This is a genomic window from Colwellia sp. MB02u-10, assembly GCF_014077185.1.
Classification (GTDB): domain Bacteria; phylum Pseudomonadota; class Gammaproteobacteria; order Enterobacterales; family Alteromonadaceae; genus Cognaticolwellia.
Genome location: NZ_JACGVK010000111.1, coordinates 75,808 through 94,021, shown reverse-complemented (window position 1 = coordinate 94,021; position 18,214 = coordinate 75,808). Strand labels below are relative to the sequence as shown.

18 protein-coding genes and 1 pseudogene are annotated in these 18,214 nt (G+C 39.5%); 6 read left to right on the top strand and 13 right to left on the bottom strand.

From position 1 onward, the window contains the following. Position 1 precedes the first annotated feature (1 nt). The 5 genes and pseudogenes from truD to H4J59_RS07745 all read right to left on the bottom strand — a co-directional run bounded on the left by truD (position 2) and on the right by H4J59_RS07745 (position 3,569). Entirely contained in the window at positions 2–1,171 is a 1,170-nt protein-coding gene (gene truD, locus H4J59_RS07765) for a tRNA pseudouridine(13) synthase TruD (RefSeq protein WP_259369442.1), read from the bottom strand. 81 nt (positions 1,172–1,252) lie between these two features. Further along, positions 1,253–1,726 (bottom strand): annotated as a pseudogene (ispF, locus tag H4J59_RS07760) (2-C-methyl-D-erythritol 2,4-cyclodiphosphate synthase); the annotation flags it as partial. Next, entirely contained in the window at positions 1,717–2,445 is a 729-nt protein-coding gene (ispD, locus tag H4J59_RS07755; protein WP_182238247.1) for a 2-C-methyl-D-erythritol 4-phosphate cytidylyltransferase, read from the bottom strand. The pseudogene ispF and the gene ispD, both read right to left, overlap by 10 nt. Next, on the bottom strand, positions 2,445–2,750 hold the full coding sequence (gene ftsB / locus H4J59_RS07750; protein ID WP_182238245.1) for a cell division protein FtsB: 306 nt from the start codon (positions 2,748–2,750) through the stop codon (positions 2,445–2,447). The genes ispD and ftsB overlap by 1 nt, the downstream gene beginning before the upstream one ends. 102 nt (positions 2,751–2,852) lie before the next feature. Then, on the bottom strand, positions 2,853–3,569 hold the full coding sequence (locus H4J59_RS07745) for a hypothetical protein (RefSeq protein ID WP_182238243.1): 717 nt from the start codon (positions 3,567–3,569) through the stop codon (positions 2,853–2,855). A gap of 294 nt (positions 3,570–3,863) precedes the next feature. On the opposite strand from H4J59_RS07745, the gene upp reads away from it, so the two are divergent. Beyond that, positions 3,864–4,490 carry a uracil phosphoribosyltransferase gene (gene upp / locus H4J59_RS07740; RefSeq protein WP_182238241.1) on the top strand — a complete coding sequence of 209 codons (627 nt, stop codon included), beginning with the start codon at positions 3,864–3,866 and terminating at the stop codon, positions 4,488–4,490. 554 nt (positions 4,491–5,044) lie between these two features. Here upp and eno read toward each other — a convergent pair. Next, complete coding sequence (eno, locus tag H4J59_RS07735) at positions 5,045–6,343, bottom strand: phosphopyruvate hydratase (protein ID WP_182136163.1); 1,299 nt, start codon at positions 6,341–6,343, stop codon at positions 5,045–5,047. Positions 6,344–6,456: 113 nt separating this feature from the next. Next, the gene (locus tag H4J59_RS07730) at positions 6,457–8,094 is read right to left on the bottom strand and encodes a CTP synthase (protein ID WP_182238239.1); all 1,638 of its coding nucleotides are present in this window, start codon (positions 8,092–8,094) and stop codon (positions 6,457–6,459) included. A gap of 247 nt (positions 8,095–8,341) precedes the next feature. On the opposite strand from H4J59_RS07730, the gene H4J59_RS07725 reads away from it, so the two are divergent. After that, entirely contained in the window at positions 8,342–8,920 is a 579-nt protein-coding gene (locus H4J59_RS07725) for a DUF4202 domain-containing protein (RefSeq protein ID WP_182238237.1), read from the top strand. Positions 8,921–8,968: 48 nt separating this feature from the next. On the opposite strand, the gene H4J59_RS07720 is transcribed toward H4J59_RS07725, so the two are convergent. Both H4J59_RS07720 and H4J59_RS07715 read right to left on the bottom strand, forming a co-directional pair. Then, entirely contained in the window at positions 8,969–9,388 is a 420-nt protein-coding gene (locus H4J59_RS07720; protein WP_182238235.1) for a YbaN family protein, read from the bottom strand. A gap of 185 nt (positions 9,389–9,573) precedes the next feature. Further along, positions 9,574–9,801, bottom strand: coding sequence for a hypothetical protein (locus H4J59_RS07715; RefSeq protein WP_182238233.1), 228 nt, complete (start codon positions 9,799–9,801; stop codon positions 9,574–9,576). Between the two features lie 234 nt (positions 9,802–10,035). Between H4J59_RS07715 and H4J59_RS07710 the strand changes: the two genes are divergently transcribed. Both H4J59_RS07710 and H4J59_RS07705 read left to right on the top strand, forming a co-directional pair. Further along, positions 10,036–10,248: a hypothetical protein gene (locus H4J59_RS07710; protein WP_182238231.1), complete on the top strand. Its 213-nt coding sequence runs from the start codon at positions 10,036–10,038 to the stop codon at positions 10,246–10,248. Beyond that, positions 10,245–10,466 (top strand): hypothetical protein, encoded by a 222-nt coding sequence (locus H4J59_RS07705; protein ID WP_182238229.1) that lies wholly within the window; start codon positions 10,245–10,247, stop codon positions 10,464–10,466. The genes H4J59_RS07710 and H4J59_RS07705 overlap by 4 nt, the downstream gene beginning before the upstream one ends. A 57-nt stretch (positions 10,467–10,523) precedes the next feature. Here the strand turns inward: H4J59_RS07705 and H4J59_RS07700 are convergent, their stop codons facing one another. Beyond that, a complete protein-coding gene (locus tag H4J59_RS07700; protein ID WP_182238227.1) occupies positions 10,524–12,866 on the bottom strand; it encodes a GNAT family N-acetyltransferase in 2,343 nt (780 codons plus the stop codon). 372 nt (positions 12,867–13,238) lie between these two features. Between H4J59_RS07700 and H4J59_RS07695 the strand changes: the two genes are divergently transcribed. Continuing rightward, complete coding sequence (locus H4J59_RS07695) at positions 13,239–13,418, top strand: PA3496 family putative envelope integrity protein (RefSeq protein ID WP_182238225.1); 180 nt, start codon at positions 13,239–13,241, stop codon at positions 13,416–13,418. Between the two features lie 148 nt (positions 13,419–13,566). After that, a complete protein-coding gene (pdxH, locus tag H4J59_RS07690) occupies positions 13,567–14,220 on the top strand; it encodes a pyridoxamine 5'-phosphate oxidase (RefSeq protein WP_182238223.1) in 654 nt (217 codons plus the stop codon). A 128-nt stretch (positions 14,221–14,348) separates the two neighbouring features. Here pdxH and H4J59_RS07685 read toward each other — a convergent pair whose 3' ends face one another. The 3 genes from H4J59_RS07685 to H4J59_RS07675 are packed head-to-tail and all read right to left on the bottom strand — an operon-like array spanning position 14,349 to position 17,542. Further along, on the bottom strand, positions 14,349–15,476 hold the full coding sequence (locus H4J59_RS07685; protein WP_182238221.1) for a sodium ion-translocating decarboxylase subunit beta: 1,128 nt from the start codon (positions 15,474–15,476) through the stop codon (positions 14,349–14,351). Between the two features lie 8 nt (positions 15,477–15,484). After that, positions 15,485–17,260 carry a sodium-extruding oxaloacetate decarboxylase subunit alpha gene (gene oadA, locus H4J59_RS07680; RefSeq protein WP_182238219.1) on the bottom strand — a complete coding sequence of 592 codons (1,776 nt, stop codon included), beginning with the start codon at positions 17,258–17,260 and terminating at the stop codon, positions 15,485–15,487. A 9-nt stretch (positions 17,261–17,269) separates the two neighbouring features. Next, positions 17,270–17,542, bottom strand: coding sequence for an OadG family transporter subunit (locus tag H4J59_RS07675; protein ID WP_182238217.1), 273 nt, complete (start codon positions 17,540–17,542; stop codon positions 17,270–17,272). Positions 17,543–18,214: the final 672 nt, after the last annotated feature.

Here is an 18,214-nt window from a genome sequence, read left to right as displayed (position 1 = left end):
GTTAGCTTTTTAACTCCTTGTTGTTATCTAGGGCGCTAGTCTGGGTCTTAGTTGCAGGGGCTGTGTGCCTGGCTGCACTCACATCAACCCGCTCGGTCATATCTTTATAGTCGATTAGCTCACGCATAATGGTGGTGGCATAAGCACCTGATGGCAAGAAAAATGACAAGGTTACAACATCGTTATCTACGCTAATGTTAGTGTCTTTAATCGTTAAGCGAATACGACGACGTTCTTGCTTCAAACCAAAACGCGGTAAACCTTCGCAAAATGCTGGCTGGCCATCGCCGATGCTTTGCTCAAAAATACGCGCATCGCCTGTGGTCATTAATTCGCCCGCTCCCCACATAGAGGCAGTAATATCTAGATCATGTTCAACTAATCGTGCTTGTAAACTTTCATCGATGACATCAGCAAGAAATACCGACTGTGTTCCCGCTAACATCAAGACGTCACCATTCATTAAGCGGTCGAATTTTTGTTGTTCGATACGTTGACCCACCATTTGGTTGAAAATCAATGAACGTGCAGCCGATAAATACATACCACGTTTTTTCTTGTCTTTAACTTTTTGACCGGAGAATAAGCCTAAGGCTTTTTCAATATTGCCGCCATTGATACCAAAGCGTTGTTCACCAAAATAGTTTGGTACGCCAAAATTAGTCACTACGTGCCAACGTCTTATTAGCTCGTCAATTTCAGTCACGTCACGTAGCGTGATTTCAAAACGATTACCGTCTAAACCGCCAATACGCAATTTTTTGTTATGGCGTTTATAGGATAAAACTTCGACACCTTCGATGTTTACGTCACTTAAATCATAATTTTGCTTACCGGGAACATGCACACCAAACCATTGCTCAGTAACCGCAAAGCGATCTTTTAAACCGGCATAGGAAACTAACGATTCTTTCACGGAAAAATATTGCGCTAATTGCTTGGCAACAAAAGCGGTATTGGCGCCAGTTTTTCGAATATGAATAAAAAGATGTTCACCTTCACCACAAGGTTCAAAGGGAATTTGTTCAAAAACTTTAAAGTCTGACCTATGACGACGCAACAAGCCGGTAGATTTTGGTTTACCATATAAATAGGAAAATTCAGGCAGGGGAGATTGGCTTGGCTCAGCTACTGTTTTATCGCTTTTAACGGCTGGCTCTGGTGCTTTCAATTCACTTTGAACATCGGGCTTTGGTACTTTTTTTTCGTCTTGTTTAATCGGCTCTGCAACTGTATTTAACTTACTGTTAGGTTCAGTTTTTATCAATAATACAACAGCATGCACGCTAATGCCTTCTTTACGACCCACATAGCCTAACTTTTCAGTGGTGGTTGCTTTGACATTGACTTGTTCGATATCTGCTTGTAAATCTTGTGCTAAACATTCTCGCATGGCTAAAAGGTGCGGTGCTATTTTTGGTGCTTGCGCACAAACAGTAATGTCCGCATTACCTAAGCCGTAGCCTTTTCCTTGCATTAAACCAACCACATGGCGCAATAAAATACGGCTAGATATATTCTCGTATTGGTCATCAGTGTCAGGAAAATGGTTACCAATATCGGCTAAACATAATGCCCCTAAAATGGCATCACATAAGGCATGAATAGCCACATCACCATCAGAGTGAGCAATAAAACCAAATTCATAAGGTATAACAACACCCGCTAAAACTAATGGCCCTGCACCACCAAATTGATGAACATCAAAACCGTGACCTATTCGCATACTACCTCTGATTGTAAATTATTTTTTTGTTGGTTAAGAATAAACTCAGCTAAAAACAAATCTTCTGGCTGGGTAATTTTTATATTGTCACTGCTGCCATTGACTAAACCGCTTGCAAAACCCGATGCTTCCATCGCTGATGATTCATCGGTAATACTGATCCCTTTTGCTAAAGCCGCAGTAATAGCAGCGGTTAGTTCAAGCGTTTTATACATTTGTGGCGTCAGCGCATGCCACATTTGGCTGCGATCCAAGCTGGTTGCTACTAATTGCTCGGTATTCGCTTGCTTCATGGTATCGCGAACGGGGCTTGCTAATAGGCCGCCATGATCGTTTTCAATACAGTAGTTAATTAAGCGGGTTAAATCTTGATGTCGAACACAAGGTCTTGCTGCATCATGCACCAACACCCATTGTTCTTGGCCAGCATGTAAATTTTTTAAACCGGCAAGTACCGAATCAACACGCTCTTTGCCGCCCGTAACACAGGTAATGTTTTTATGATTAACTAAGCTGGTACTAGGAAAATATTCATCGTTTTCACCTAGGGCAATAATGACATGAGAAATTGCCTCGTGGCTGAGTAAACGCTGAACGGTATGTTCTAAAATAGTTATGTTTTCAATGGTTAAATATTGTTTTGGACAAAACGATCGCATGCGTTTGCCAACACCTGCAGCGGGCACTACAACAGTAAAATGCCCTAATAAGTTACTCATTATCGTAATCGTTCCTTCTTGTCGGCATCGTCATCATTAGGAATGACGCGGAAAAATGTCTCACCCTGTTTGATTAGTCCTAATTCATGGCGAGCACGTTCTTCAATCGCTTCCGTGCCAGATTTTAAATCGTCAGTATCAGCATAAAGTAATTTGTTACGTTGCTTTAGCTTATTGTTATTGGCGAGCTGGCGAGTTACTTCTTCTTCTAATGCTAGATAATCAGGCACACTGTTTTTACCAAACCAAAGTCGGTATTGCAAAAGTACCAGAAAAAGTAGTAAAACTGCCGTGATCAGCCGCATAATGTATATAAAGTCGATATCGAAGAAATAATATTGATACGCTATTATAAATACGTACCGTCTGCTGTAAACACCCAACAAGATTTAAAATCAATTGTCAGGCTAATTTACCCTAGGTTGTTTGAAATTACGCCAATTAATGGTGCAAGACAATAACAGTTCTCGCAGTGAAGGCATAATGGGCTGCAGTTTTTGACCATCTTTCCAACGATGCCCAGCGCACGCTGCGCTCATTACTTTTTTCGTTGGCTTAAGTAAATTCACTTTCTGACGAGTTACTTCGCTCTCTGCTTTACTCTCTGCTTCAATGTCTGCCTCACTTGCTCTGTCACCCTCATTTTTTACCCTGTTAGTTGCAGCACTGACCGTTTCGTTATCCGTTAAGTAAAACCAGCCATAAACGTTGGTTCGAAATCGCTGTTTTTCTAAATCAATTCGGTCGATACAATCGAGAAAAACATGGCCATTTAACGCGATAGGCACCACTAAACCATGCACTAGTTGTTGGCTTTTATACCAAGCAATAACAGTTTCATCATAAGCCGATAATTGGCTTATTTCAGGTGACCTAGCCACTTGCTTAGCTAACCAACTGGCATTTTGAATATCTAATTCCAGTGGTGTTTGTGCCTTTAATAACGCGAATGCTGTTCGTTTAACATAATGAGGTAAGCTTTTAATTCTGCCTTGTAAACTTGCTAGCGCTAAACATTCATTGCGGGCTAAAGTGATTAACTCTCGTTCATAAAGGGCATTACACAGTTCAGCAAAGTCTGATGACTGCTGCTGTGATTGCCATAATAATGATTGAGTGACCATGAATTTAATGACTACTTTAATTAACGCTGATAATTTAAGCATACTTGATTGTGGTTAAAGATAAAATCGCTAAAGCTGATCTGCGCATCGTTTTACCTATACCATGACGGGTAATAACGACTTATATAGGGCTATTATTTTTAACGGTGTTTTTTAAAGGTGTTTTTTAAAGGTGTACAACAGCAGTTAAAAAAATAGGCGCCAACATTACTTTAAATTTCAGCCCAAACCAACACTTACAACTGGTTTTGCTATAATATAAAAATAGTTTTCTAGGCAGTTTTGGAGTAAGTAATGAGCGTAATTGAAGTAAAGCACCCCCTAATTAAACACAAACTCGGCATAATGCGTGAAGCCGATATAAGTACCAAGCGTTTTCGCGAACTTGCCTCGGAAGTTGGCTGTCTATTAACCTATGAAGCCACTAAGCACCTTGAAGTAGAAACTAAAACTATTAATAGTTGGAATGGTGAAATTCAAGTAGAACAAATTAAAGGTAAAAAAGTCACCGTTGTCCCTATTTTGCGTGCAGGTTTAGGCATGATGGACGGCGTTTTAGAGCTTATTCCTAGCGCCCGTATCTCTGTTGTTGGTATGTATCGTAACGAAGAAACACTAAAGCCAGTGTTTTATTTTGAAAAATTAGCGGGGCAAATTGAAGAGCGTCTCGCCCTAGTGATTGACCCCATGTTAGCGACAGGCGGTTCTATGATAGCCACAATCGACTTATTGAAAGAGCGTGGTTCAAATCATATCAAAGCCTTAGTTTTAGTGGCTGCGCCAGAAGGTATAGCCGCGTTAGAAAAAGCACACCCTGATGTTGAACTTTATACCGCCGCTATTGATGACTGCTTAGATGACGCAGGTTATATATTGCCGGGTTTAGGTGATGCGGGTGATAAAATTTTTGGCACTAAGTAGTTACTATAACCTAGCGACTTAAAGCTGCTAGCTGCAGCATCTTATGGGTGTTTTGCTCAATTTTTATCGCGATAACAAACATTGAGCATAATATTTAAAAAGTTGTGCGAAAAAAGCTCAAGTGTGCACTTTGTAACCCTGCTAATTTGCTAGCTATTACATTGCGACCATTTTATTAGCTATTTTTTCATCGCTATAGCGGTATTACTATCCATACCTTTATTCATCAAAATAATAAGGGCGAATTTTTTCATAGTTTAGTTCTATGGCTTAAAATAGAATATCAGCAAGATACAGGCTAAACATAACAATTTGATTTAATAAAATTTACTTTAAGACAGTAATGGCGTTGTATTGGAATACTGTCGGTGGTGGCAAGGTAGGTCATGCCATAATTAATGAGTCAGCTTAATGCCTGATTATCACAAAAAAACCACTCATTTGAGTGGTTTTTTTAATATTCAATAACGCTTAAATTAGTCGCGTGATTTTGCTACCACAGTTAAGGTAACCTAACGGACAAACATAAGCGTCGTCACACAAAAATTTTATGATTATTGGCCTTTAACTTCAGATAAGCCGTTAAATATAGCTTTATCACCTAAAAATTCTTCAATGCGTAATAACTGATTGTACTTAGCAACACGGTCTGAGCGACATAAAGAACCAGTTTTTATTTGTCCTGCGGCTGTGCCTACGGCTAAATCAGCAATAGTTGAATCTTCAGTCTCGCCTGAGCGATGTGAGATCACGGCGGTAAAGCCAGCGTCTTTCGCCATTCTAATCGCTGCTAAGGTTTCTGTTAATGTACCAATTTGGTTGAATTTGATTAAGATAGAGTTACCAATACCTTGCTCAATACCACGAGCTAATATTTTAGTATTAGTGACAAATAAGTCATCACCAACAATTTGCACTTTATCGCCAAGTAGATCGGTTTGGTATTTAAAGCCATCCCAGTCTGACTCGTCCAAGCCGTCTTCAATTGAAATGATCGGATATTGTTCACAAAGGCTTGCTAAAAAATCTGAAAATTCGTTGGCCGTAAATTGCTTGCCTTCACCTTTTAGGTCATAAATGCCTTTTTCTGCATCATAAAATTCAGAAGCAGCACAGTCCATCGCTAAAGTTACGTCTTTACCTAATTCGTAACCCGCCGCGGCAACCGCTTCTTTAATGACTGCTAAGGCATCAGCATTTGAGGCTAAATCAGGTGCAAAACCACCTTCATCACCCACAGCGGTATTTAAGCCTTTTGCAGACAATACTTTTTTCAAAGCATGGAAAATTTCAGCGCCCATACGTAGCGCTTCTTTAAAACTTTTCGCGCCAACCGGTTGTACCATGAATTCTTGGATATCAACGTTATTGTCCGCATGCTCACCACCATTGATAATGTTCATCATAGGTAAAGGTAGTGAGTATTGACCTGGCGTACCGTTAAGATCGGCAATGTGCTCAAATAATTGTACTTTCTTTTCCATTGCAGCCGCTTTTGCGTTCGCTAAAGAAACGGCAAGAATGGCATTAGCACCGAAGGTTTCTTTATTCTCTGTGCCGTCTAAATCAATCATGATTTGATCTATGTTTGCTTGCTCTAAAGCACTTTTGCCTTTCAATGCGTTAGCAATCGGATTGTTAACAGCAGCAACGGCTTTTAATACACCTTTACCTAAGTAACGCGATTTGTCGCCGTCACGTAATTCAAGTGCTTCACGAGAGCCGGTTGAGGCGCCAGAAGGAGCAGCAGCTCGACCCCAAGCACCAGACTCTAAATAAACGTCAGCTTCAACTGTTGGGTTACCACGAGAATCCATGATTTCGCGGGCGATAATTTTACTAATATTAGACATTATGTTTCCTATTCCTTACTAGCTAAGCTAGGCAGGTTATAAACGTTAAATTAAAGGTTAAAATTGCTTAAAAAAAAACCGTAGCAATAAGCTACGGTTTTCATGAGTTTGGTTTAACTTGATTGCTGCTTTTGACATTCAAAAGCGGCGGCAATAAAGCCAGCAAAAAGCGGGTGACCATCACGAGGAGTTGAATTAAACTCAGGATGGAATTGCCCAGCAATAAACCAAGGGTGATTAGGATTTTCAATCACCTCAACTAATGTTTTATCCGCAGATAATCCCGAGAACACTAAACCTGCTTTGCTTAATTGTTCACGGTAGTTATTATTTACCTCAAAACGATGACGGTGTCTCTCATAAATTGTTTCACTACCATATACGTCATATGCCTTGGTACCTTTCATAATGTGACACAATTGTGAGCCTAAGCGCATGGTTCCGCCTAAATCAGATTCAGCATTACGGTATTCAACTTTACCTTCTTCATCTAACCATTCGTTGATTAAGCCGACGACTGGGTAAGGTGTTTTGGCATTAAACTCGGTACTGTGTGCATCAGTTAAACCGGCAACATTACGGGCATACTCAATCAATGCCACTTGCAGACCTAAACAAATACCCAAATAAGGTATTTTATTTTCACGCGCATATTGTGCGGTTAAAATTTTACCTTCAACACCACGTTCGCCAAAGCCACCAGGGACTAAAATGGCGTCTAAACCCTTTAAAATTTCAAGCCCTTTAGACTCAATATCTTGTGAATCAATATATTGAATTTTAACTTTTACTTGGTTTTTAATGCCTGCATGCTTTAACGCTTCATTAACTGATTTATACGCATCAGGTAATTCGGTATATTTACCGACCATACCAACAACCACTTCACCCGATGGGTTAGCTTCTTTGTAAAGTACTTGCTCCCAATCAGATAAATCAGCTTCAGGGACATCAAGGCCAAAACGCTTAACCACTAACTCGTCAGCGCCTTGCGCTTTAAGTAAGGCTGGCACTTTATAAATAGAGTCAACATCGCGCAATGAAATAACCGCTTTTGCTTCGACATTAGTAAATAGTGAAATTTTAGCGCGTTCATTAGCGGGAATTGCACGTTCACTTCGACAAACTAAAATGTCTGGAAAAATACCAATTGAACGTAATTCTTTCACAGAATGCTGAGTAGGTTTAGTTTTGATTTCACCTGCTGTAGCAATATAAGGCACTAAGGTTAAGTGCATAAACATCGCACGTTCTCGGCCTAATTCTACCCCTAACTGACGGATAGCTTCTAAGAAGGGTTGTGATTCAATGTCACCCACAGTGCCACCAATTTCAACCATCGCAATATCGTAACCTTCAGCACCTTCAATCACTCGACGTTTAATGTCGTTAGTAATATGAGGAATAACTTGAATAGTGGCACCTAAAAACTCACCTTTACGCTCACGCGCTAGAATATCTTGATAGATACGACCAGTAGTGAAGTTATTACGCTTGGTCATTTTGGTTCGAATGAATCGTTCGTAGTGACCTAAATCTAAATCGGTTTCTGCTCCGTCTTCGGTAACAAAAACCTCACCATGCTGAATTGGGCTCATTGTACCCGGATCAACATTAATATAAGGGTCAAGCTTAAGCATGGTAACTTTTAAACCACGTGCTTCGAGAATTGCTGCTAGTGATGCTGCAGCAATACCTTTACCAAGAGACGATACAACGCCGCCAGTAACAAAAATATATCTAGTTGTCATGCGATACTCAGAGTCAGGAAAAACAGGAATTTTGCACTAAATTTATTTGATGTTTGGTTAAAAAAATAAATTTAGTAGGACGGGAAAACATTATACTGAAAAGCCGTGTACACAACAATATGATCAAGGCATCTAGTTGCACAAAATTTCATTTAAATGCTCAATATTTGTCTTAAAGCATGATTGTATATATTAAAAAACGGGGTAAACTGGTGTTTTCCTTTGCAAAAAATAAAAATTAATCATTATGACTCAACTACAAAAAGTATTAGATGCTATCGACACGATAAATAAAGCCGATATCAACACCACGATTGTTGACGGCATTAGCCAACCTAAAGAGCTTTTGTACGGTCAATACATGACAGCTTGCCTTGAAAATCATTGGCCAGATGCCAGTGAAAATTTACAGGTTGCGGTTCGTGCACAACACGTAAAACGCTGGCACTTAAAGCGCGCCAACTTCGCCATTGGCAAAAAAGGTTATTTAACCTGGCGTAAAGAATTAGGCATTTTTCATGCGGCTACCGCTAAAGCCCTAATGCTTGAGCATGGCTATAGTGAAGACGCTGCTGAAACTAGCGCGGCGATTATTCGTAAAGAAAACTTAAAATCGAACAGTGAAAGCCAAACTTTGGAAGACGTAGCCTGCTTAGTGTTTTTACAATACTATTTTGATGCCTTGGCCGCTAAACATAAAGAAGAAAAAATCATTCGTATTTTACAGCTGACCTGGCGAAAAATGTCAACACAAGGCCAAGAAATTGCCTTAAGCTTAACCTTACCGCCCCATTTAGCGCAGCTGGTGGTTAAAGCACTGGCTTAGTGCTTTAACATAAATATTCAACATTTACTTACCCCCCTGAGCTTTTGGTTACTTTTCAGGGGTAGATTTTTCAGGCGATTTACCTGCCCTATGGTTTGTTAATGGTATTCGCAGATTGCTATTAGAAGTAGGTAAACGCCAAAGAAAAATAAATGGCCAGACAACCAAGGCAACCACTAACACCTTTAACCAAATCGTAGGCAAAATATAACCCGACCACAATACAGCAGCAAGCATTGAACTTAAGGCTAGCACTTTTGCGCGTTTGGGAATGCAACGAGATTGCTGCCAGTGATGAATCATTGGCCCAAACACTTTATTGTCCAATAGCATGTTATACAATCGCGGCGACGACTTAGCAAAACAGGCAGCGGCAACCAATAAAAAAGGAGTGGTGGGCAATAAAGGCAAAAAAACGCCAATAAAGGCTAATGCCACAAAAAAAATCCCCACTATCTTTAACAACATAAGGTTATAGTCCCCTTAGCATTCAGTTAAAATCCGCCGTTAATCTTCAATTAACTAGCGCTCAGTATTCTAGCTAAAGAAATAAGTCCCTAAGGTTAAAAAAGACTGCGTTCACTAGCATCAAAATGGCGACATGGTAACTGATATCCACTAATATTGCCGCTTCAGGGATCATTTTACACGTGTTAGCTGCTTAATAAATATAAGGTTTCTTTAATCGTAAGAAAGTCTTGTAAAGCGGTATGCTGAAATACAATGCCAATTTGTTGCGATATTGACTTATCAATGGGCTTAGCATAATAAAACACTGGCCTTTGCTCACTTTGATAATACCTTTCATGATTTCTATGGCTGTAGTTTTGCCAAAAACCTTGAGTCCTAGCAAGCCAAAACAATGATTTTTTTAATCGCAAAGTTTATATTGTTTACCGCAACAACATCGTTATAACGCTTGGTTAAGTGCTCAACGCGAATAACTTATTGCAGGGCACGCCTCAATAAAACCTAGCTTGTATTCTATCGACTCACTTGCCTATTAATACCAGCAGAGAAGCTCATCAAATGATAATAATTATCATTTGCATTTACTTGTGTTTTCAATTATTGTTTTAACAAACCTGTTTTATCAAAAATATTAAGGATGAATAATGGGATCTAAACAAATCAATGCAGGGTGTAGAGGCCAAGCCAAAGTTGAAATTTCAGCTTTATTGTTAGCACAATTAATTAGCTCCGGCGCGTTAACAGGCCATAACTGTAGAGGCCTCGACAACAATGCCCGTAGCACCTTATGGCAGTCTTTTCTGGACTTAAGTATTCATTCAACGACTAACTTAAAAAGCGCCGGAGAAATAAAATGACCACAGAATCACCTATTGTTGATATTTACTATTTAGAAGCTTGGCTAGAGAGCTTTGTTTGTCACTGCAAGCCATCAGCGAACAAACAGTCACTGGCAAAAATATGTGTTGCGATCAATGTAATTATGCAACATGACGACTTTGATCAAATAGCCGATCGTCATTGCAGCTATCATAAAATGAAAAATTATTGGCAATGGCGTTACGACCTTGCTTAATACCCAGTTGATTAATTACCTATTCATTTTTAATCAACTGGGTATAACACTGACTGTTTACAATGTATGGGCTAGCGCTTGATGAGCCTTAATATACTTGATTAGGTGTTGGTTTAAGGATTTTTTACCAGTAAAAGCATACTGTTGACAAACTTTGTCAATACTATGCTTTTGTAAAATACGCGCAACTAAGGGTAATACTTCAGGATTAAACTGTTCCGTACAATGCTTTAATAGCCATTGGTGTAACGCATAAACACAGCTGCTAAATTGACGTTGGCCAGAAGTAAAGTCGTTAACGCTTTGCAAAATATCACGCGCTAGTACCGAGGTTTTTAACGTTGTATTACCCTTGAGCAACTGCCAAACTAATTTTGCTGGCATATGGGTAAACTCATCGGTTAGCCAATAATCAAATTGTTGGTAAAACTGCTCAACAATCACTTGCTGTAAGTGGCTAGCATTAAACGTTAAGGCTTTAGTCACCAAACAAGAATGCTCACCGCTGGCTTTGTCTTTACTAAACCCTACTCGGGCAACGGCGAAGCCAGCTTGCTGCCAAAACTTGAGCAAAGTGGCGTTGCCCGCAAAACTAGCGCCAATAAAGTTTATGCCTTGGCGTGTAATATGGCGTTCAATAGCACTTAAAAAGTGCCTACCTAAGCCTTGCCCCTGAAATTGAGGATGTATCGCAATACGCATCACACGTTGATAACTATAATTAAAACTTTCCTTAATACCACAATGCATCAGTAATGATTGTGGTAAAAATTGATCGCGTAACCGACGCTGATTTTCACGAATTAGCTCAACCAGTTTTTCATCTGCATGCCCTTCTCGCATCAGCATAACAACACCTAAAATATCGTTTTCATGTTTAAGTACAAACAATGATATAGCGCTATTGTTTAGCAGTAACTTTAGATCACTGGGTGATGTTTGATAGTGAGCTGTTACTAACACCGCAAAAACTTGCTGTAAAAGCGTTTCGTTTTGCAGTAGTTGTGTGGGGGTAACAAGCTCGGTCACTAGCTTATATTGCGAAAGTAAATCACTTTGCGCTTGCACGTTATTAGCGATACTTTCAGCCCCGACTTTAGCCTCACTCTTGATCTCTCTTTTGCTCTCTCTTTTAATTTCAGGGATAGCATTATTCATGGCTAAGAAAGTGTTGGGGTAATTAGGCAATTTGGCGTTTAGCAAACAACTAGCAAAAACGAATTGCTCGAGCGGATCATCACTTGCCCAGCGAATAGCTTCATTAATGTGCATTTTGCGCCAATTCGGCATCAATCGCTGCAGCACCAGAGCAAACTTAAGACTAAAGCCGCGACCTGCGCCTTCATAACCATGAATAGTCGTGGCAAATATTAAGCGATGATAATGGCTCAGTAATTGCTGCAAAAGATAAACAGGCAAGGCAGCTGCTTCATCAACCATGACTATACTGGCTTCGGGTTGCTCTTTTAACAGCACATCGATAGCATAAAAAACAATGCTGCCGTTGGCATGTTCTACACTATTCATACCAACTTTGGCATCTGGCAAGTGTGTTTCAACTTGCTGAAAAAAAACCTTAAGTGCTGATTTACTTGCCGCCGTGATGATGATTTTTAGTGGCTGTTTAGCATTAGCCAACATTTGACACGCAGCAAGTGCTAAAGCTGAAGACTTACCCCGACCACGATCGGCGGTTAATACCAAAGGCCTATCTCTATGACCCGACAATACCTTGAGCATAACCTTAACCGCTAACACTTGTTCTTGAGTGATACAGCCGTATGGCAAGTTTTTAATTTGCTGAGCTGTACTTAATTGTCCCTCGTTAGCACGATTGTCTTGCGCTGCTTTATTGAAAGAAAATAACGCTGGAAATTCGGCTTTATCTTGCCTAATTAAATAACCATGTTCAGCGGCTAATTGCAGCATAAAGCGCTTAAGGAAATAATCTTGCGATTGTACCTGGTTAACTTGTTCGACTTGCGACGGTTTTAATAAAAGTAAAAATACGCCACCAGCCACTAAAGTGCCCGAAAGTGCGGCAAAGGCATCAACATCAAAATCACTTTCGACATGACAGGCATCATTATCATCAGCCTTACTTTCTACCGCAAATACAATAACGTCTTGCTCAGTACCTAAATACTGAGCATAATTTTTTCGATTGACTGAAATTAACTGATTAGCGCGACTAGCATGGGCAAGTTCACCATAAACAAGGCCTTGTTTATCGAGCTTCTCGTTTGACTCTTTGGCGGATAAAAATAAAGTTAAACTTGTCTCAAGCTGTTCAGTAGTCCAAGTAGCATTACCCACTAACACCACTAAACTACGCCAGCGCTTAGCCTGATTTTGTTTCTTTAACTGCAAACACCAGTGAGAAAAACTTTCTTTCGACATGCTATTTAACCTTAAAAAGTATCTTGGCTAACACCAAGAGATATATACCCAATTCATTGCGAGGTGCAGCTTAGCAGAGCACTGTTCTAAGCACTAATCTAAGCACTAATCAAAGCTAAATAACTGCACAGTAGAAAATCGTCACTTAGCATTTTTAGTAATTTTAGTAATTTTAGTAATTTTTTTTTTTAGAATAAAAATAATTAGTTGAAAATCTACCATTAGTTGCCTATGTTCAAATTATATATCTTTGTTAGATTTACAATCATGACAATGAGTACGATTAAATTTAACCCTTAGCTAGCATTAACAGGTTTAAGCCACTATTTATTGTAATTACAGAAAATACTGTAAAAGCCATAGGTATAAAAAATGTGCAACGATTTCACAGATGATGCTAACCTAAACTTCGAACAGGACAGTTATGACAAAGACTTACCTAAAGGCAAGCAGGCCAGCCATAACAGCGAAGTTAGAAAACGCATTGACGACTTATTAGCACAAAAACGCCTCAAAGCATTACTCGATGACATAGACAATTGGGATATCTAATCAATGACGTGGCGCAAAGTTAAGTATTACCGCTCAGTTAGAAGCCAACAGTAAATATTATCGATAATATTTTATCAGTAACGATTTGTTTATGACATAAAGCTGATATTATTAGTCTACTATCTACGCTACTTAATGATCCTACATTATGACTTTATTTGAAAAATTGCGCTGCTTATTTACCTTTGGTCAAGGCGTTGCCTTACCATTACCAGCCATTGATGAAAATGCCGATCCTTTTTCATTATTTAAACTTTGGTTTGATGACGCCAATAAGTCGGGTGTTTTACTGCCCGAGGCAATGTCTGTCAGTAGTGTAAGCCAAGACGGGCAACCAAGCTGTCGTATGGTGTTATTAAAAGAGTTTAACCAAGATGGCTTTATCTTCTATACCAATTACAGTAGTAGAAAGAGCCAAGAATTAAATACAAATGACAAAATTGCTTTGCTATTTCACTGGAATGTATTGCAACGTCAAATTCGCATTGAAGGCTGTGTTGAAAAAGTCAGTGCTGAGCAGTCAGCAAAATATTTTCATAGCCGTGATCGCGGCAGCCAAATTGGCGCTTGGGCATCAAAACAAAGTAGCGAAATTCAAACTGATACTGAACTGGCTGATAGCGTTACTTATTACACGAAAAAATTTGCCGGTAACCCAGTACCTTTACCTGAGTTTTGGGGTGGCTGGCGCATTAAACCAAACTATATAGAGTTTTGGCAAGGCCGAGCCAGCCGTTTGCATGACAGGGTTTGTTTTAAACAACATAACAATCAATGGAAAAATTTCAAACTGCAACCTTAAACATAGTAACCTTAAACATAGTAGCCTTAAACACAGTAACAATTTACTGCCACTAAGTGGATTCACCCATACCACCAAGCAAAAAAGGAGCACATGGCTCCTTTTTTAATATTGTGTCTGTTGTAAAATTATCCGACTAAAGCTAACAATATACCGGCAGCAACCGCTGAGCCTAACACACCAGCAACGTTTGGCCCCATCGCATGCATAAGTAAGAAGTTATGCGGATTAGCCTCTAAACCAACCTTGTTAGCGACACGAGCAGCCATTGGCACTGCCGATACACCCGCGGCACCAATGAGTGGATTAACTTTTTCTTTAGCAAATTTATTCATGAGTTTCGCCATTAACACACCCGTAGCAGTACCAATAGAAAATGCTATTGCACCTAACGCGAGTATGCCTAAAGTTTTAGCGTTTAAGAATTGATCTGCGCTTAACTTAGAACCGACACCTAGTCCTAAGAAGATAGTAACAATATTAATTAACTCATTTTGTGCTGTCGAACTTAGGCGGTCTACCACGCCACACTCGCGCATTAAGTTACCCAAACAAAACATCCCCACTAACGGCGTTGCTGCCGGTAGAAAGAAAATTGTCATCATTAAAACGCCCAGTGGGAAAATAATTTTCTCAACTTTTGTGACATGACGTAATTGCGCCATCTCAATTTTACGTTCATCTTCTGTAGTTAAGGCTCGCATGATTGGCGGTTGAATAATTGGTACTAACGCCATATATGAATAAGCGGCAACAGCAATCGCGCCCAGTAAATCGGGGGCAAGTTTTGACGCTAAAAATATCGCGGTCGGACCATCTGCTCCGCCAATGATAGCAATAGCTGAGGCATCTTTCATAGAGAACTCTAGACCAACAAAGTTCAACGCTATGGCACCAAACAAAGTGGCGAATATGCCAAATTGCGCAGCAGCACCTAATAGCAATGTTTTAGGATTAGCAATCAGCGCGCCAAAATCTGTCATGGCACCAACGCCCATAAAGATCAGTAACGGGAATATGCCAGTATCAATTCCAGCGTAGTAAATGTAATGCAGCAAACCACCTACTTCAGAAAAACCGGCGGCAGGAATATTAGTTAAAATAGCACCAAAACCCATCGGCACTAATAATAACGGTTCAAAGTTACGCGCAATGGCAAGATAAAGTAAGCCACAACCCACTAGCATCATGATCACTTGACCTAATTCAAAGTTTGCTAGGCCTGTAGACATCCACAATAATTTTAAAGAATCCATGGGTTATCCTATACCAAGCTTAACAAGATATCACCAACGGCAACTGAGTCACCTTCTTTGGTGTGAATAGCTGATATTTCACCGGATTTTATTGCCCGGATTTCAGTTTCCATTTTCATCGCTTCCATAATGATAACCACTTCGCCTGCTTCGACTTCGTCACCTTCATTTACCAGCACTTTAAAAATATTACCCGCTAAAGGCGCTTTCAAAGGTTCACCATCGCTTGAACTTGCCGCAGGTGCTTTGCTCGATGGCGCAATAGTATCTATTGAACCACCAGGGGCAACAACAACGTCAAAGACTTTACCGTCAACACTTACCGCGTAACTTTCAGGGCCAGTGTTTGCTGAACTCACAGCAGGTGTTGCGGCAACCTCGTTTTGAGCAGGGGCCTTCGTTGGTGCAGGTTCAAAGGCGTCTGGGTTATTGCGATTGGTTAAAAATTTCAAACCAATTTGTGGGAACAATGCATAAGTTAGCACGTCATCGATAGTATCTTCAGCTAGCGTAATATTTTTCTCTTCGGCAATTTGTTGCAATTCAACCGATAATTTATCCATTTCTGGGTCAAGTAAGTCTGCTGGGCGACAAGTAATTGCTGCTTTGCCATCGAGCACTTTTGCTTGTAATTCAGCATCAACTGGTGCGGCAGTCTTACCGTATTCACCTTTTAATACACCGGCTGTTTCTTTAGTAATTGACTTGTAGCGTTCACCAGTAAGGACATTTAATACCGCTTGGGTGCCGACAATTTGCGAGGTTGGTGTCACCAAAGGAATATAACCAAGGTCTTTACGCACTTTTGGAATTTCTGTTAGCACTTCATCAAGTTTATCAGCCGCGCCTTGCTCTTTTAATTGACTTTCCATATTGGTTAGCATGCCACCCGGTACTTGTGCGACTAAGATACGCGCATCAATACCCCGCAAGCTACCTTCAAACTGAGCATATTTTTCGCGAACTTCACGAAAATAAGTGGCTACTTCTGCTAATTTAAGCATGTCTAAGCCAGTATCACGTGCTGTACCATCAACAATAGAAACAATAGTTTCTGTTGGTGAATGGCCGTAAGTCATACTCATTGAAGAAATAGCCGTGTCGATCACGTCAATATCTGCATCAATGGCTTTCATGTGGGTAGCAACACTCAAACCTGTTGTGGCATGACAATGTAGTGCAATAGGTAAAGCAACAGTTTCTTTTAAACGGCTAATCAACTCAGCGGCATCGTAAGGCTTCAACAGGCCAGCCATATCTTTGATACACAAAGAGTGTGCGCCCATGTCTTCTAGTTGCTTAGCCATCGTTAGCCAGCCTTCAAGGGTATGCACAGGACTCTCAGTATAGCTTAAGGTTCCTTGGGCATGCGCCCCAACCTTTACCGCAGCTTTAATCGATGTTTGTAAGTTACGCACATCGTTCATCGCATCAAAAATTCTGAAAACATCAATACCATTAACGTGAGCGCGTTCGACAAATTTTTCTACCACATCGTCAGCATAATGACGGTAACCTAAAATATTTTGACCACGAAACAACATTTGCTGCTTTGTTTTTGGCATCGCCTTTTTTAGCGCTCGAAGACGCTCCCAAGGATCTTCACCTAAATAACGAATACAAGAATCAAATGTTGCTCCACCCCAAGATTCAATTGACCAATAACCAATTTCATCCATTTTAGCAGCAATGGGTAACATATCTTCCAAACGTAAACGTGTGGCAAGCAATGATTGATGGCCGTCGCGTAATACGACTTCAGTTATTCCTAAGGGCTTAGTCATGGTCATTTCCTATTTCTGTGCAGAATGTTGTTGACGATATTGGGTAACAGCACAAGAGATTGCTGCGACGACTGCCGGTGATACACCGTTGCCATCTTGTTTTTTATTGTTTTTTTTACTTGAGGCTTTACTTTCAACAATGGCATCAGGAAATTTTGTTGCCAACCTAACCAGCACAACCTTGATAAAAACAATCAGCAAACCTAAAAAGGTAAATACAAAGACCATACCGGCTAGCATTAAAGTACCTGCTTCAATAAATAACTGTTGAAGATTTTCCATTTTTTTACTCTCAAGCAATTTTATATAATTAGAATAATCACTCCAATGTGTAAAAAGCAAACAATTTATTACAAATGGGTAAAAAAAAACGATGTCAAGCTAAAATAGTTCAAAAAAACAACTAAATTTAATGATATTTCGTCATTATTTTATAAAAAATGGTATACCAAGTAAATTGTATACAATATTAAATCCATGAATAGCGGTTATTAGAAACAGAAAAACAAAGATATTATACAATATACAACACTTAAAACCGACACTAACCAATCACCTTATTTTGCTCAAAAAACACACACAAATCACAAGAAATCATTATTTTATTGTCAATAAAAATCTAAAAATACATAAACTGATTAGACTAAATAATGGCGTATTTAGACAGCATTAAAATAGTAGTAATGTATATTTTTAGTTTCAGATAAATGTTGTTGATAATAAGAATTTCGATCAAAATTTTTTAAATTCACCCTTAAATTCACCTTTGGCTAGTTCAGAGGCAAGCTAATAACTATAAAAATACTCAACCAAATGAGTGCATCATATTACACTAACTTAAAAAATAACCGATAGTCATAATGTTTCAAACACTTTACTTATGCTAAATTTAATATTTATTGTACTTAGCTCACTAATACCCATTAAATTAATTAAGTGATCTACTTTTTAATC